This is a genomic window from Bacillus sp. UNC322MFChir4.1, from assembly GCF_000746135.1.
In the GTDB taxonomy this organism is placed as follows: Bacteria; Bacillota; Bacilli; order Bacillales; family Bacillaceae_G; genus Bacillus_A.
Map to the genome: position 1 here is coordinate 86,652 of NZ_JQKQ01000011.1, position 15,294 is coordinate 101,945.

Annotated in this window: 16 protein-coding genes and 1 riboswitch; of the genes, 7 read left to right on the top strand and 9 right to left on the bottom strand. The window is 39.0% G+C overall.

The annotated features are described in order from the left end of the window. The first annotated feature begins 197 nt into the window (after nucleotides 1-197). Nucleotides 198-1,190, top strand: coding sequence for a spermine/spermidine synthase domain-containing protein (locus BR72_RS04610; RefSeq protein ID WP_051957220.1), 993 nt, complete (start codon nucleotides 198-200; stop codon nucleotides 1,188-1,190). 23 nt (nucleotides 1,191-1,213) lie between these two features. Next, nucleotides 1,214-1,585 (top strand): adenosylmethionine decarboxylase, encoded by a 372-nt coding sequence (gene speD, locus BR72_RS04615; protein ID WP_035430539.1) that lies wholly within the window; start codon nucleotides 1,214-1,216, stop codon nucleotides 1,583-1,585. A 65-nt stretch (nucleotides 1,586-1,650) separates the two neighbouring features. On the opposite strand, the gene BR72_RS04620 is transcribed toward speD, so the two are convergent. From BR72_RS04620 to BR72_RS26645, 6 genes are all read right to left on the bottom strand, one after another. After that, on the bottom strand, nucleotides 1,651-2,055 hold the full coding sequence (locus BR72_RS04620) for a DUF3021 domain-containing protein (protein ID WP_035430540.1): 405 nt from the start codon (nucleotides 2,053-2,055) through the stop codon (nucleotides 1,651-1,653). A 4-nt stretch (nucleotides 2,056-2,059) separates the two neighbouring features. Beyond that, nucleotides 2,060-2,506, bottom strand: coding sequence for a LytTR family DNA-binding domain-containing protein (locus BR72_RS04625; RefSeq protein ID WP_035430541.1), 447 nt, complete (start codon nucleotides 2,504-2,506; stop codon nucleotides 2,060-2,062). Nucleotides 2,507-2,636: 130 nt separating this feature from the next. Then, nucleotides 2,637-2,954, bottom strand: coding sequence for a PTS lactose/cellobiose transporter subunit IIA (locus BR72_RS04630; protein ID WP_035430542.1), 318 nt, complete (start codon nucleotides 2,952-2,954; stop codon nucleotides 2,637-2,639). 6 nt (nucleotides 2,955-2,960) lie between these two features. Further along, nucleotides 2,961-4,265, bottom strand: coding sequence for a PTS cellobiose transporter subunit IIC (gene celB / locus BR72_RS04635; protein WP_035430545.1), 1,305 nt, complete (start codon nucleotides 4,263-4,265; stop codon nucleotides 2,961-2,963). Nucleotides 4,266-4,279: 14 nt separating this feature from the next. Continuing rightward, complete coding sequence (locus tag BR72_RS04640) at nucleotides 4,280-4,582, bottom strand: PTS sugar transporter subunit IIB (RefSeq protein WP_035430546.1); 303 nt, start codon at nucleotides 4,580-4,582, stop codon at nucleotides 4,280-4,282. 269 nt (nucleotides 4,583-4,851) lie between these two features. Then, entirely contained in the window at nucleotides 4,852-4,995 is a 144-nt protein-coding gene (locus BR72_RS26645) for a hypothetical protein (RefSeq protein WP_090998139.1), read from the bottom strand. Nucleotides 4,996-5,279: 284 nt separating this feature from the next. Between BR72_RS26645 and BR72_RS04650 the strand changes: the two genes are divergently transcribed. From BR72_RS04650 to BR72_RS04660, 3 genes are all read left to right on the top strand, one after another. Continuing rightward, complete coding sequence (locus BR72_RS04650) at nucleotides 5,280-6,635, top strand: cytochrome ubiquinol oxidase subunit I (RefSeq protein WP_035430548.1); 1,356 nt, start codon at nucleotides 5,280-5,282, stop codon at nucleotides 6,633-6,635. Further along, entirely contained in the window at nucleotides 6,628-7,647 is a 1,020-nt protein-coding gene (locus BR72_RS04655; protein WP_035430550.1) for a cytochrome d ubiquinol oxidase subunit II, read from the top strand. Before BR72_RS04650 ends, BR72_RS04655 begins: the two co-directional genes overlap by 8 nt. A gap of 378 nt (nucleotides 7,648-8,025) precedes the next feature. Then, a complete protein-coding gene (locus BR72_RS04660) occupies nucleotides 8,026-9,384 on the top strand; it encodes an arsenic transporter (RefSeq protein ID WP_035430552.1) in 1,359 nt (452 codons plus the stop codon). A gap of 62 nt (nucleotides 9,385-9,446) precedes the next feature. Here BR72_RS04660 and BR72_RS04665 read toward each other — a convergent pair whose 3' ends face one another. From BR72_RS04665 to thiC, 3 genes are all read right to left on the bottom strand, one after another. Then, nucleotides 9,447-9,755 carry a hypothetical protein gene (locus tag BR72_RS04665; RefSeq protein WP_035430554.1) on the bottom strand — a complete coding sequence of 103 codons (309 nt, stop codon included), beginning with the start codon at nucleotides 9,753-9,755 and terminating at the stop codon, nucleotides 9,447-9,449. 165 nt (nucleotides 9,756-9,920) lie between these two features. Next, nucleotides 9,921-10,478 (bottom strand): DUF7010 family protein, encoded by a 558-nt coding sequence (locus BR72_RS04670; RefSeq protein WP_035430556.1) that lies wholly within the window; start codon nucleotides 10,476-10,478, stop codon nucleotides 9,921-9,923. A gap of 350 nt (nucleotides 10,479-10,828) precedes the next feature. Then, nucleotides 10,829-12,589 carry a phosphomethylpyrimidine synthase ThiC gene (gene thiC, locus BR72_RS04675; RefSeq protein WP_035430676.1) on the bottom strand — a complete coding sequence of 587 codons (1,761 nt, stop codon included), beginning with the start codon at nucleotides 12,587-12,589 and terminating at the stop codon, nucleotides 10,829-10,831. A 247-nt stretch (nucleotides 12,590-12,836) separates the two neighbouring features. Next, nucleotides 12,837-12,951: riboswitch (TPP riboswitch) on the bottom strand. A gap of 200 nt (nucleotides 12,952-13,151) precedes the next feature. On the opposite strand from thiC, the gene BR72_RS04680 reads away from it, so the two are divergent. Further along, nucleotides 13,152-14,510 (top strand): arsenic transporter, encoded by a 1,359-nt coding sequence (locus BR72_RS04680; RefSeq protein ID WP_035430677.1) that lies wholly within the window; start codon nucleotides 13,152-13,154, stop codon nucleotides 14,508-14,510. A 45-nt stretch (nucleotides 14,511-14,555) separates the two neighbouring features. After that, nucleotides 14,556-15,251, top strand: a complete 696-nt coding sequence (locus BR72_RS04685) for a hypothetical protein (protein WP_035430557.1) — start codon at nucleotides 14,556-14,558, stop codon at nucleotides 15,249-15,251. Nucleotides 15,252-15,294 lie beyond the last annotated feature (43 nt).

Here is a 15,294-nt window from a genome sequence, read left to right on the forward strand (position 1 = left end):
TACATGAAATTTATACAGCGATTAGTTCTCTAGTTGTATACGTTTAGAAAAAAAGTTTTTCCGAACAAAATTCTCTATGAATCTATTCTATAAAAAAATTCTCCCAAAATTGAAAATAACCCAATTCTCCCCTGGTAATTTACATATACTAACATGAACATACAAAATATATTTCACATAAAAGAAAGGGGCTCAATATGTCAAGAAACTGTCGGAAGCAAGATCAAAAGAAAGAATCTACTTCAGGTTGTAAAAAATATAACAGCAATACATCAAACTCAACATCATCTCAAAGTTACAGCCACGGTGATATATGGGACAAACTAAGTTTAGGAGAAATATTAGCAGACAAACATACCGCTCTATTTCAAGGAAAGAGTCAATACCAGAAGGTTGATGTGCTAAAAGTAAATGATGTCAGAATGTATCTTGATGAACAATTACAATTTAGCTCTGTAGACGAGCGGCTGTATCATGAAGCACTTGTTCATCCTGCAATGGCGCTAGTAGATTCTCCAAAATCTGTTCTCATTTTAGGGGGCGGTGATGGCCTTGCATTAAGAGAAGTTTTAAAATATCAAACGGTTCGCCGCGTCGATCTTGTCGATTTGGATGAAGAAGTTATCAAAATTGCAACCAATGTGCCTGAAATTGTCGCATTAAATGAAGGTGCTTTTTTCGATAAGCGTGTAAAAATCCATGCATACGATGCTCGAAAATTTTTACGTACAAAATCTCGTAAATATGACGTGATTATTATCGACTTCCCAGACCCCGCAACCGAGACATTAAGTCAGCTATATACGAAAGAATTATTTTCTGTTGTATCTAGCTTCCTTACGAAAGGTGGCGCGTTCGTCTGTCAATCTAACTCACCAGAAGATGCACCGCTTACCTATTGGAGCATAGGCCAAACAATTCGCAGTACTGGATTAACAGTTGCAAGTTATCATACCATCGTTCCTTCTTTCGGAAACGATTGGGGCTTTCATATCGCGACCAATTCTTCTTCTATTATGCGCAATAGAAACCCACTACCCGTAACCGTTCCTCATCGAACACTTCCAAACAACCTCGCTTTATTATTTCGCTTTAGAGAAGACCTCTTAGAGGAACAGAAAAATGCAGTAATCAACACAGAGAACAAACTTACACTACACCGTTGCTATCAAGAAGATATGGAATATTAGTCTTATATAAAACAGGAGGTATCATGGAGTATTCAACATTTGGAAGACATATAATAGTAGATATGTGGGGGATAGACACTGCCTTATTAAATGATTGTGAATTCTTACAACAACATTTAGTCACGGCAGCCAATGTGTGCGGTGCAACTATATTATCAGTAGACTCCATAACATTCGAACCATCTGGAGTTACAATATTAGTTTTACTATCGGAAAGTCACATCTCTATTCATACGTATCCAGAAAAAAAGTTCGCAGCCATTGACTGCTATACGTGCGGAAAAAAGGTAGATCCGCAACAAGCCATCGATTATATATTACCTATATTCAAGCCGAAACAATGGTATATAAAACGGTTGATTCGTGGCTTAGGCGAAATCACAGTTATTAACTAAACGATCACATTCATACAAAACACGCCAAGTACTTTCCATACCCGGCGTGTTTTGTATTCTCCTTCTTATTTAATTTGGTTATTTAAACCCTCAATCTTTTTCTTCCAATACATTGTCATTGCAAACCATATCACGAGGTAAATAATAATAAAGCTTCCTACACAAATGAAAATGGCACTTGCATGACTAGGAACCCATCCCATCCATACTGCTACTGGGAGAAATGTTCCTAGTAATATAATGAAATGAATCATTGTTTGCTTTAACAGGCTCCACTCTTCCCTCTCAAAAACAAAAGAAGCAACGGAGAAAATGATCCCAATGATATTTGCGACAACAAGCTGAATTAACAATGTCCTTGTCTCGATTGTCTCCATCCCATTTGCATAACCGATGCCTAAAAATAGTAAGCTATAAAACATCGCCATCCCCATACCAGCTGCCAACTTTGCACCTATTCTATCCATCATCTTACTAACCTCCTATATTCAAAACTTCTTTAATAAGCGGCACATATTTTCGCGAAACGTACTCTTTCATCCCGTTTGAAAAATGGGCACACATGCTGCCACTAAACGACATTTCAAAACTTTTCACATGCTTTATATTTGCAATTGTTGATTTGGAGAACCTCACAAATCCTTCGTGCTGCAGAGAGGTCTCTAATTCATACAAGCGGTGTTTTACTTCAAGGTTTCCTTTTGTCGTTTGGGCAAATACCTTTCTGCCTTCCGAATAGAACCAATATATTTCTTTAAACTCTAGTAAATAAAACTGCTGATCTGCTATCCCAACAATTTGCTTGATCGTCCCCCCTTCTAATATTTTCAAAATGTGCTGAACATCTTCAGTCATTTCTTTCGTCCTTATCACGATTTCTAGTTCTTCATGTGCTGGGTCTAAATCAATATGAATCTTCATTTCAGCCCCCCCTTACAACTTTATTTTTACATAAATGTGGAAAAAATAAATAGATATGTACATAAGCGGTTCCGTTATTTGTTTTACTTGTCGTTTTCGGTGCATGAAAAAGACCTTGCATCCGCAAGGCCTATTTTCCATCTAACATCTTCCTATATAAATCAACAAACTCACTCGCTAATTCCTTCATTGTTATAGCATTCATAAGGTGATCCTGCGCGTGAACGAACAGTAACGTAAGTTCGACCCGTTCGCCGCCGGCCTCTTGTTGAATCAGCGCTGTCTGTAAGCGATGGGCTTCCTTTAACTCGCTGTCTGCCTCTTGCAATTTTCCGTCCGCTTCGGAAAGTTTTCCTTGTTTCGCAAATTGAATTGCCTCCATCGCCGAGCTTCTCGCATTTCCTCCATGTAAAATTAAATGAAAAGCCGTTGTCTCGAGCGTATCCATTTCCCTCTATTGCTCCCCCCTTTCTTCTGCCAGCTTTTGCTTATCCCACATTTTTAAGAATGGGAAATAGATAAAAAAAGCTAGGAAGAAGTTTACTAGCTGCATTACAACACCTGAAACCTTACCTCCTGTCGCTAAATAGCCGCTAAACAGAATCGGTGTTGTCCACGGTACAGCTGCGCCGCTTGGCCGTGCAACAACCCCCCACTCCATCGCAAAGTATGTCACAATTGTTAGGACAAGAGGAACAAGAATAAATGGAATGAGAAGAAGGGGATTTAACACAATTGGCATTCCAAATGTCACCATCTCATTAATATTAAAAATACCTGGTCCAATAGATAGTCGGCCTAAACTTTTTAATTGCTGACTTCGTGCAAATAGTAACATCGCCACAACAAGTGCGAGCGTTGCCCCAGAACCGCCCATATAAATCCATAAATCAAAGAATTGCTGTGTAATTGTATTTGGCACACCCTGCCCAGCTTGAAAGGCGACGCGGTTTTGATCCATTAATGAGAGCCAAATTGGTCCCATCACTCCGCCAACAATTGCTGCTCCGTGAATCCCGCACGCCCACAATACTTGAATAAGAATAATCGCAACTACAGCTCCAAATAAGCTAGCACCAAGTGCACTAAGCGGCGCTTGTAACAATTGTCCCACAATATTATGAACGCTCACAAATGAAGTACGTTCTAGAATTAACCGTATAATCCATACGAAAGTAATCACGACAAAACCAGGAATGAGTGCAACAAACGAACGCGACACGGCTGGTGGTACCGTTTCAGGCATTTTAATCACAATATTTCTCTGTATAATAACGCGGTATATTTCTGTAGATATAAGTGCTAATATCATCGCCACAAATAAACCTTGGCTGCCTGTAAGTGCAGCTGGAATTACCCCTTCTACTAAAATACTTTCCTTCGTCGTTTCTACAACATGAGTAACTTGAAATGGCGTTGCTACTAAAAAAGACACAAGCGACAATGCCCCTGACGCTAATGCATCTACTTTATATTGTTCCGCCAATCTGTAAGCGATTCCAAAAGAGGCTATTAAAGACATAATATTAAACGTAGCACTTACCGGATACCCTAATGTTTTCTGCCAACCATCTCCAAATAAATTGGCCATAAACTCATTATACCCAGGTATCGGCAACGCACTAATGATTAAGAAAAATGATCCGATAATTAAGAAAGGCATCGTTAAAATAATTCCGTCTCGAACAGCTTGTAAGTGACGCTGCTCAGCAATTCTTCCTGCTGCAGGCATAACGTATCTTTCTAAAAATCCCGTCATCCTCTCCACTCCCCTTATGCCTTCATTGACAATGCTGCTTGTAACACCGCTTCCCCATTACAAAGTCCGTAGTGCACTGATTGAATGATATTAACAGGTATTCCTTTTTCTTTACAAAGCTCCTGCATTTTCGGTAATAGATAACGTACTTGCGGGCCGAGTAATAACACATCCGCTTCATCGATATGATTGCGCACTTCCGCCCCGGATACGGCCCAAATTCTTGCTTCTATCCCTTGCGCCTCTGCTGCTGTCTCCATCTTTGTAACAAGTAAACTCGTAGACATCCCTGCAGCGCAGCAAAGCAAAATGTTCATATGATCCCTCCCTTTCTCATCAGCTCTTTACAGCTACCCATAAGGTTAAGCTAACCTATATATATGTCTAGGGTAATTCTCATATGACGAGCATATAAACAAAAATTCTCTATACTAAATTCACTTTCTCTATCATGAAATGAAGCTTCTAGCAAGAAGGGCTTACTATTTCAATTAACAACAAGTATCCATCACCATACAAAAGAGAGGTAACCTTTGGCAGGTTACCTCTTTTCCTTTATTGCTATAGTAATGAAATGATTCTTTCACTACACGCTTTCTTTTGCGGGCCGATATAATGTTTGTACGAGACGATCATATTCACGCCTTGTAATTTCTTTATTATATAGCTTTAACAATAAATCTTTATGCTCTTTCGAAAATGCCATTTTTTTAATGACCTCTGGATACATGAAAACTTTTCCCTCCGTTTCATGAATACGACTAAATCCAGTGAACATTACCCTCTAGTCTATAAAAACAAAACAGAACTTATGTTTGCATAAAGCATTATAAACCATTTTTCTCCAAAGCACAATTATAAAATTCAAATTCTTCTTTTTATTTTTTTCCGAAGATTTCAACATTATAATATCATAATCCCTCCTCAAGTACATATATATTTTTTGTCACTTTTTCGAATAAATTTTCCATAAAGGTAAGAAAATAATGGTAAAAAAAGATGAGGAGTAGACATATGGATACTGTTACACTATCGCGCGCTTTCTTTGGATCATCGTTAGCCTTCCATATTATTTTTGCAACGCTAGGAATTGGACTTTCTTTAATGATTTTTATAAGCGAAGTGTTATATCACTGGAAAAAGGACCCCGATTATTCTGTAATGGCCAAAAGATGGACGAAAGCATTTGCAATTCTTCTCGGTGTTGCCATTCCAACAGGAACAATTGTAGGCGTCCAAATTTCCTTGCTTTGGCCTGGCTTTGCGAAGATTGTTGGACAAGTCATTTCCGTCCCGTTTCAAATTGAAATTTTCGCCTTCTTCCTAGAAGCATTATTCATGTCCATTTACGTGTATGCTGCTGATAAATTGCCACCATTCATGCGATTAATATCGCTCTTTTTTGTGATGTTTGGTGCAACTGCATCTGCTGTGCTTATCACATCAGCAAATACGTGGATGAATACACCAGCCGGGTTTTCAATGGCTGCAGACGGCTCGGTCTACAATGTCGACCCTTGGAAAGCCTTTTTCAATCCAAGCTTTGTCACAAGCTCCATTCACGTTGTCATTACAGCTTATGCAACAGGAGCTGCTGTCATTGCTTCGATTGCCGGTTTTAAATTATTAAAACGAAACAAAAGCGCACAGGAGATTACCTATCATAAAAAAGGACTATATTTAGGTCTAATCGTCACGTTTATTGCAGGTGCAATCATGTGGCTCTCTGGACATGAATCTGCGATTGCCCTTCATGAGCACTCGCCAGAAAAATTAGCAGCAGCAGAAGCTTTATATCAAACACAATCACATGCACCGCTAGCTATTGGCGGCGTACTTGACCCAGAAACAAACAAATTAAAATACGCTATTGAATTTCCAAACTTACTGAGCATGTTAGTTGGCCTGTCTCCAAATACAGTTGTAAAAGGATTAAATGAATTTCCAAAAGAAACGTGGCCGCCTTTCTACACCCATTTATTCTTTGATTTAATGGTTGGAACAGCTACATTCACATTTGCCGTCGCTGCAATTGCCCTTGGATATTGGTACTTCATTTACAGAAAAAAAGGAGGACAATTGCCGAAATGGATGCTGTGGGCCGTTGCGGCGTGTGGTCCAATTATGCTTCTTGGCATTGAATTTGGCTGGATTTTCAGCTGTAGCGGCCGTCAACCTTGGACAATTTATGGATTTCAGCGGACGACAGATGCTGCTACGCGCGCTGATTTTGTCGGACCATTATTTATCGTCTTTGTCGTCCTTTACATCGCGCTCGGCACATTAACTGTCTTTGTCTTACGAACGTTCTTTAAGCGCCATCCACTAAAGAACGACTTACAATCGAACAGGGGGGATTCACATGCATGAAGCAAGTATTGCTATTATCATTCTCTGGGCCGTCATTTTTGTATACAGTATTTTAGGCTCGATCGATTTCGGAGCTGGCTTTTGGGGGATGGTGTACGCAAAGCATCCAACACTTGCTGGAAAGCTAGCGAATCGCTACTTGTCTCCAACATGGGAAGTTACGAATACATTTCTAGTCTTTGTCGTTGTAGCGTTTCTCGGATTCTTCCCAAAGGCTGCATTTACACTTGCAACAGCAATGTTTGTTCCTGTTACCTTAATTCTCATTCTCGTTGCCATCCGCAGTACCTTTATGGTATTTGCTTACTCGGTACCAAAGTACGAGCATATGCTGCGCACAATTTCAGGCATTACGGGTCTATTAATTCCAGCTCTCTTAATTACAGTTCTCCCTGTAACAGAAGGAGCTTTCATTACGACTGCTAACGGGAAAGAAACGTTACTATACGGAAAGCTATTATCAAGCCCGGTCGTATATTGGTACATGCTCTTCGGTTTAACGTCCGAACTCTTTTTATCAGCCCTCTTTCTCGCCGACTTTGCTAGCGAACAAGGCTCTAAAGATACATACCGGCTATATCGAAGAAATGCCATCTTACTCGGTCCTGCAACGCTTGTCACCGCTATCATCGCACTTGTCGTCACGGAACCGGAAACACATTGGCTTATGGAAGGTTTAATGAAACAAATTCTATGGTTTACAATCTCAATTATCTTTTTTACCATTGGCTATTCATCACTTTGGTGGACAAACAACAGGCAAGGAATACTAGGTTGGCCGCGTATTGCAGTTCTTTCTGTCGTCGCCCAATATGGATTTGCAAGCTATGCTTACGGCGTTGCCCATCTTCCATATATCATTTACCCAGAAGTGACCGTGTTCACAAGCTTTACAACGACAGAAACATTTTATGCACTGCTCGTCCTTTATGCAATCGGTATCGCAATTTTACTACCAGGCTTCATCTTCTTCTGGAACTTATTTTTGAAAGATCGATCATTTTTAAAGTGACGTTCAACTACCTGACGATTACAGACAGCATCACAAATACCTATACTCATAACAAAATACTTAGTCAAACATCACCTACCACAAAATAAAGAGTAGATTTCACTCCGCATTTACCTACCAAAAGATAATTAGGTAGATGTACGCAATCACTTTTCTCTTATAAATACCTAATAGGCACATACTGACTATGTGCCTATTTTCATTTAAAATCCCCTATATGCTATGTCTTTTCCCTAAAGTATTAAACACACATATTTACAACAGTTAGGGTAATGCCTCATACCTTCTATTAACAATTTGAATATGATTAAGTAGAAAGTCTCGGACAAGTTGAAATACTCTTGTTCAAACTAAACAACTTAGAAGGGTAGGCTAGCTATGGGTATCGAAATTTGGATTACGGTCGTTGTTTTTCTTCTTACCATGACCATCATCTTTTGGCGACCAGGCGGATTGAATGAAGCATGGCCAGCTGCAATCGGAGCAGGAATTATCATTATTACCGGCCTCGTTTCACGTGCTGACATTGCCGATATCATTAGTAAGATCGGCGGCGCCTCCATTACCATCATCGCCACAATCGTTATGGCCGTTATATTGGAAAGTTTCGGTTTCTTTCACTGGGCAGCAGCTAGGCTCGCAAGCTTAGCAAAAGGATCTGGGCATCGTCTATATTGGTACATTCAATTACTCTGCTTTCTTATGACATTATTGTTTAATAACGATGGTAGTATTTTAATTACAACACCAATATTAATTTTACTTCTAAAAAATCTTCAATTAAAACCGCATCAACAAATTCCATATTTATTAAGCGGCGCATTGATTGCAACAGCTTCTAGCGCTCCAATTGGCGTTAGTAATATTGTAAATTTAATCGCATTAAATATCGTTCACATGACACTCTATATGCATACAGCAATGATGTTTGTCCCTGCAACATTAGGGCTTATCTTTATGTCATGGCTCATGTATTTAGTTGTGAAAAAGAAATTACCGAAACAACTACCAAAATCCGCTTATGACATTGAAGAAGTCTTTTTCACAAAACACTTTCATCCATTAAAAGGGACAGATTCAATTAATACGAAAAAGAAACGCACAAAATTTATGTTAAAAGTGTTACTGTTTGTCTTCCTTATGCGTTGTCTTCTTTTCGTTGCCTCATTTCTTTCCATTCCGATTGAGATTGTCGCGGTAGTCGGCTCCCTCGTTCTCCTCATCTGGAGATGGTATTATTTACGAACAAACCCAGTCGATATACTAAAAAAGACACCGTGGCACATTCTCATTTTCGCTTTTTCCATGTACGTTATTATTTACGGGCTTCATAACGCTGGATTAACAGCTTGGCTTGTCCAAGTATGCGAACCGATTGTCAATCAAAGCTTATTATATGCCAGCTTTACCATGGGCGGACTCGTCTCGATTCTATCAAACATCTTTAACAACCACCCTGCCTTAATGATTGGAACAATTACCTTAACAGAAATGGGATTAGATCCTATTACCCTCAAAACCATCTACCTTGCCAACATCATCGGTAGCGATATGGGATCATTGTTATTACCAATCGGTACACTCGCTTCTCTTATTTGGATGTATATCCTAAAGCAAAATAAAATTAAAGTAAAATGGAAAGATTACTTGAGGGTCTCCTTAATTGTCATTCCACTCACCACAATCGTAACACTCTTCCTCTTATTCTACTGGGTACAGCTCGTCTTCGCCCGTTAATCTATCAAACTAAATAGGGACCAAAAAAAATAGATTAGGGGTGGTCCCTATTTTAATGTATACTAACGCTCTACAAATCGGTGACAGAGATAAGGCGGGATCCCAGCCTCCGGAAGAATGAAGGCCAAAATGAAATAGGCAAGAAACATACACGATGTGACGATAAGTAAAAACGATAATTTTGGGTACCATCCCCTCGCAAATGAATATACGGAAAGACCAAAACTACTAAATACGAGAAACAACGTACCAACGGCTGTTAAAATAATATCCATTTCCTTCTCATAACTTGGTGACAATAACAAAACAAATGTCACAACAAAAAAAATCTGTAATATACATGCAATAGCAAGAATAACCTTCTGCTTCACCTTTCTTTCCTCCAATTCATCTCACTTTCTACGAAAAGTATTCTTGATAAAAAAACAAAATCCCCCCGCTCAGCAGGAGGATAATTACATATTAAGTTATATACACATAATCATAGATTAAAAGGCTCTGTCTATTTAAGGCCCTCGCTCACCTCGAAAAGTTTTTTACTTTTCACCTCTATGTATCCGACTTCCTAAAGCCTTAATCTCAAAACTTAACCATATAGAAAATATAATTTCTAAAGATATCATAACTATTGCCACTATTGCTGGGCTAAAAATAATTCCTACTATAAAAGATGTGAAAGAAACAACTATCGCCATTACAAAGTACGCTTTAGATTTATATAACCATCCAAAAGGTAATAAATGCGCTCCAAATACTACTGCTAATATCATAACCATTTTTTCAGGAACAGCTTGATAAATCCACATTGCAATTAAAATATATAAAAATTGATTACAAGAAAATAATATTCCTAAAGCATTTAACGAATTATCTTTAGTTGAAAACTCTGCCTTTATTATTTTAGACATCATAAAAGCAATCGGTAAAAGCGTTGCAGTAATACAAAATATGAATAAATTTTTTGTCGATACCTCCTTTATCGGAAGTAACCATACTACTAAGATAGCACTCCAAATCATAATTGAAGCTAGAATAAAATGTAATCCCCGTTTACCCCTTACCGCTATATCATCCCTTAAGCCATCTAATTCCAATACCCCATCCCCCTTTTCATAACATATAACAACAAGACCAAATATTGGTTATTCTACATATTCATTATATAGCATTTTAACCAATTTTATATTTTTTCTGAATATTATTACTGTATAATGTGATTTTAAAATCTTTCTCCAAGTCGCCATTCCATATAAAGCATTCTCAATAGAACAACAAATCCCCCGCTCTTACTCAGCAGGGGGATGATTATATATTAGATTAAGTACACATGATCATAGATTAAAAGCTGTTTAGAAAAGGGCACTAACCGCTCCCACACACAGCCATACCCTCCGGCCCACCCAAAAAAAGAAAGGTTTTTCATTTCAGCTTTTCAAGTTTCTACTTATTTATACAACTGACTCCCCGCTTCTTTAAACTCTTCGGCTTTTTCTTTCATACCTCGCTCAATCGCCTCAGTTGTTTCTAAATCATTCCCTTTCGCATACTCACGAATATCATGCGAAATTCTCATACTGCAAAACTTAGGACCGCACATAGAGCAGAAATGCGCTGTCTTTGCTCCCTCTGCTGGCAATGTTTCATCGTGATATTCCATTGCACGTTCAGGGTCTAATGATAAATTGAATTGATCACGCCAGCGGAATTCAAAACGCGCTTTCGAAAGAGCATCATCGCGCTCATGTGCTGTTTTATGACCTTTTGCAAGATCGGCAGCGTGTGCAGCAATTTTATACGTAATCACACCTTCACGAACGTCATCTTTGTTTGGCAAGCCGAGGTGTTCTTTCGGCGTTACATAGCAAAGCATTGCTGTACCAAACCAACCGATCATCGCTGCACCGATTGCAGAAGTAATATGATCATAACCAGGTGCAATGTCTGTCGTTAATGGCCCAAGCGTATAGAACGGGGCACCATGACAAATCTCAAGCTCTTTATCCATATTCTCTTTAATTAAATGCATCGGTACATGCCCTGGCCCTTCAATCATCACTTGGACGTCATGCTTCCAAGCAATCTTCGTAAGCTCTCCTAATGTTTCGAGCTCAGAAAATTGAGCTTCATCGTTTGCATCCGCAATCGAACCAGGGCGTAATCCATCTCCAAGAGAGAAGGAAACATCGTACTTCTTCATAATTTCACAAATTTCTTCAAAGTGTGTATATAAGAAGTTTTCTTGATGATGGTATAAACACCATTGCGCCATAATCGAACCACCGCGTGATACAATTCCTGTTACACGCTTGGCTGTAAGCGGAATGTAACGAAGTAGCACGCCAGCATGAATCGTAAAATAATCTACCCCTTGCTCGGCTTGTTCAATGAGCGTATCACGGTATACTTCCCACGTTAAATCTTCGGCAATTCCGTTTACCTTTTCAAGTGCTTGATAAATCGGTACTGTTCCAACTGGTACAGGTGCATTACGAATAATCCATTCACGCGTCGTATGAATATTTTTCCCAGTAGATAGGTCCATAATCGTATCAGCACCCCAGCGCGTTGCCCACGTCATCTTCTCAACTTCTTCAGCAATAGAGGATGAAACAGCTGAGTTCCCAATATTCGCGTTTACTTTCACATGGAAGTTACGACCAATAATCATCGGTTCTGCTTCCGGGTGATTAATATTTGCTGGTAAAATAGCACGCCCTTCAGCAATTTCCTTCCGTACAAATTCCGGCTCCACACCTTCGCGAATGGCTACATATTCCATCTCTATTGTGATGATACCTTTACGTGCATAATGCATTTGCGTAATATTTTCCCCGTCTTTTGCCCGAAGTGGCTTCCGTCCCATTTGCGGGAATACAGGCGTATGTGTAGACGCTGCTCTCGCCCCATCATCTTCCGGTTTCACTTCACGACCTTCATACTCTTCTACATCTCCTCGTTCCACAATCCACGAGCGGCGCGGCGCCTGAATCCCCTTTTCTAAATCCACTGTGTAATTCGGATCTGTATAAGGACCGCTCGTATCATACACACGAATAGCCGAGTTTGGTACACCGTTTGTATCGCTTTGCGCAATCTCACGCATTGGTACTTTTATGTCTTCACGCGTACCTTCTACATATACCTTCTTGCTTCCTGGTAAACTTGACTTTAACTCAATTTGCTCAGCTGAAACAGATTGTTTCATCATTTTTTCCTCCCCTGTGTCTTCACTTTTCTTGTGATCCAGTTTCGCCTCCTAAACCCTTCCGTCTAAGAACCTTCCGCACGAGAAAACAAAAAACGCTTTCGGTGCGAAAGAACCTTAGCCGACGGGTCTAAACAGTCGGCTCCACTTTTCTTGTGACAAGGAAGAGAACTAGCGGCTAGCAATGCCAAATAAAAAAGCCAGGCCCATCATAAAGAATAGGACCTGGCTACATAAAGACATTGTTATGTAAAGCCGACAACTTCCCTCCGCTGGTACGAACCAGATCAGGTCCAAAGGGTTAAGAAGCTTCAACACGCTTCTCTCTCAGCCCAGCTCTACGGGCACCCCCAGTTTATCACTGATTAAATTTTTACTACGCACCTATCATACATCATTGTCTAAAAAATGCAAAGATATTTACAATTTTTCTTTTCACTCAAAAAATAGTTATTTCACTTAGTACAAGCCGAATCCGCACTTCATACATATGTAGTATAAGCCGGTGTAGGACTATGTTCTGCAAGGACACTTCACTATAAGAACAGGAGTGAAAGAGTTGATAAACCTCCAATCTCTCATAACCATACTCGCGTTTCTCGGAACTATGCTCATCATCTTTTGGCGACCAAAAGGAATGAATGAAGCAATTCCAGCAACAGTTGGAGCAATGATTGTCATTTTAAGCGGCACTGTTTCTGTTGCTGACTTGGGTGATATTAGCTCAAAAATTATTGGCGCTGCTATAACGATTATGGCTACCATTGTCATGGCGATCGTACTAGAGAGTTTTGGCTTTTTTCATTGGTGCGCTGTTCAACTTGCCAAAAAGGCAAAAAGCTCCGGTATTCGCCTCTTTTGGTATACAAATCTTCTTTGCTTTCTCATGACATTATTCTTTAATAACGACGGTAGCATATTAATTACAACTCCCATTTTACTGCTTTTGTTACACCATTTACGACTTAAACATGATCAAAAAATACCTTACTTATTAAGCGGCGCACTCATCGCCACTGCCTCAAGTGCACCGATTGGTGTAAGCAATATTGTAAATTTAATCGCCTTGAAAATTATCCATATGGATTTATACATGCATACAGCAATGATGTTTGTCCCTGCCACATTAGGCCTTATCTTTATGGCATTCCTGTTATTCCTCATCTTTCAAAAACAATTACCGAAAACCCTCCCGGTCTTACCGATACATTTAGATGAAAATTTCGTCAAAAAATCCTTTCATCCATTGCAGCCAAGACCCCAAACAGATGCAAATCGTAAGCGAACACGATTTATGTTTGGAATGCTCTTATTTATTTTATGCGTTCGCATCAGCTTGTTTATTGCATCGTACTTTCAATTTTCTATCGCCATCACAGCGGTCATTGGCTCTATTATTTTACTTGGGTGGAGATGGCATAAACTGCGCATTCCACCAGTTGACATGATTAAGAAAACACCTTGGTATGTGTTAATTTTCGCATTTTCTATGTACGTAATTGTATACGGACTTCATAACATCGGTTTAACTAACTTTCTCGTTACAAAACTTCAGCCACTCATCACCAGTAGCTTATTTCATGCTAGCTTTATTATGGGCGGCTTACTCTCAATCCTCTCTAACATCTTTAATAACCATCCTGCCTTAATGATCGGTACAATCGCTCTTACCGAAATGGGGCTAGATCCGATTACATTGAAAACAATTTATCTTGCAAACATCATCGGTAGTGACATGGGCTCACTACTACTCCCAATCGGTACATTAGCAACCTTAATGTGGATGTATATTACAAGAAAAGGAAAAGTAAATATCAGCTGGGGAACGTATATGAAAACTACATTTCTCGTCATTCCGCCAACTGTCATTTTCACGCTATTTTGCTTATATTATTGGGTGAAATTAATCTTTGCAGCTTAAAGATGAAGAGAAGGAACGTATGTAATTACAAGAAAGGAGATTATTATGCTTCATTTACAAAAATATATGAATCAACCCGTGCAAGTATTATTATCAGGAGACCTTCCATTTGAAGGAATTATGATTGATAAAGGTTCCGATATTATCGTCTTGTATGATGGAGAAAAATACATGTATATCTCTAGTCTACACATTCAACATTTAACTCCATTCACAGAATGCCCAGACTTTGAAAATCTCACAATTCCAGAATCTTTGCTACCACAAGATATATTATCAACCGAATCGACAATTTCACTTCGAAAAACACTACAAGTGGCAAAAGGACAATTTATTGAACTCGCACTATCATACGAACATTTTTTACATGGATATGTCACTCATATTATGAATGACTATTTTGTCTTCCTCTCACCTGTCTATCAAACGTTATACGTCCCATTTCACCACGTCAAATATCTTGTTCCTTATAAAGACGCCGAAACACCTTACGGCTTAGAAAAAGAAAGACTGTCACCAACATCATCCAAACTCACACTTGCCCGAACGTTTTCTGAACAAATGAAAAAACTAAAACAACATATTGTATTACTTGATCTCGGCATACAAACTTACAAAATTGGAAAATTAACGGAAGTAACTGACAGTCAAATTGAACTCATTACAGCACGTAATCAACATTTTCATTTCAACTTACACCATATTAAAACTGTTCATTTTCCTTATCAAAATCAAAAATAATGAAAAAGGGGAATCTCCTTATAAGAGAATCCCTTTTGTTTGT

Excerpts from the sequence above, each read along its gene's own strand:
- BR72_RS04610 (WP_051957220.1), top strand. The coding sequence starts at position 198 with ATGTCAAGAAACTGTCGGAAGCAAGATCAAAAGAAAGAATCTACTTCA.
- speD (WP_035430539.1), top strand. The coding sequence starts at position 1,214 with ATGGAGTATTCAACATTTGGAAGACATATAATAGTAGATATGTGGGGG.
- BR72_RS04620 (WP_035430540.1), bottom strand. The coding sequence starts at position 2,055 with ATGATGGATAGAATAGGTGCAAAGTTGGCAGCTGGTATGGGGATGGCG.
- BR72_RS04625 (WP_035430541.1), bottom strand. The coding sequence starts at position 2,506 with ATGAAGATTCATATTGATTTAGACCCAGCACATGAAGAACTAGAAATC.
- BR72_RS04630 (WP_035430542.1), bottom strand. The coding sequence starts at position 2,954 with ATGGATACGCTCGAGACAACGGCTTTTCATTTAATTTTACATGGAGGA.
- celB (WP_035430545.1), bottom strand. The coding sequence starts at position 4,265 with ATGACGGGATTTTTAGAAAGATACGTTATGCCTGCAGCAGGAAGAATT.
- BR72_RS04640 (WP_035430546.1), bottom strand. The coding sequence starts at position 4,582 with ATGAACATTTTGCTTTGCTGCGCTGCAGGGATGTCTACGAGTTTACTT.
- BR72_RS26645 (WP_090998139.1), bottom strand. The coding sequence starts at position 4,995 with ATGTATCCAGAGGTCATTAAAAAAATGGCATTTTCGAAAGAGCATAAA.
- BR72_RS04650 (WP_035430548.1), top strand. The coding sequence starts at position 5,280 with ATGGATACTGTTACACTATCGCGCGCTTTCTTTGGATCATCGTTAGCC.
- BR72_RS04655 (WP_035430550.1), top strand. The coding sequence starts at position 6,628 with ATGCATGAAGCAAGTATTGCTATTATCATTCTCTGGGCCGTCATTTTT.
- BR72_RS04660 (WP_035430552.1), top strand. The coding sequence starts at position 8,026 with ATGGGTATCGAAATTTGGATTACGGTCGTTGTTTTTCTTCTTACCATG.
- thiC (WP_035430676.1), bottom strand. The coding sequence starts at position 12,589 with ATGAAACAATCTGTTTCAGCTGAGCAAATTGAGTTAAAGTCAAGTTTA.
- BR72_RS04685 (WP_035430557.1), top strand. The coding sequence starts at position 14,556 with ATGCTTCATTTACAAAAATATATGAATCAACCCGTGCAAGTATTATTA.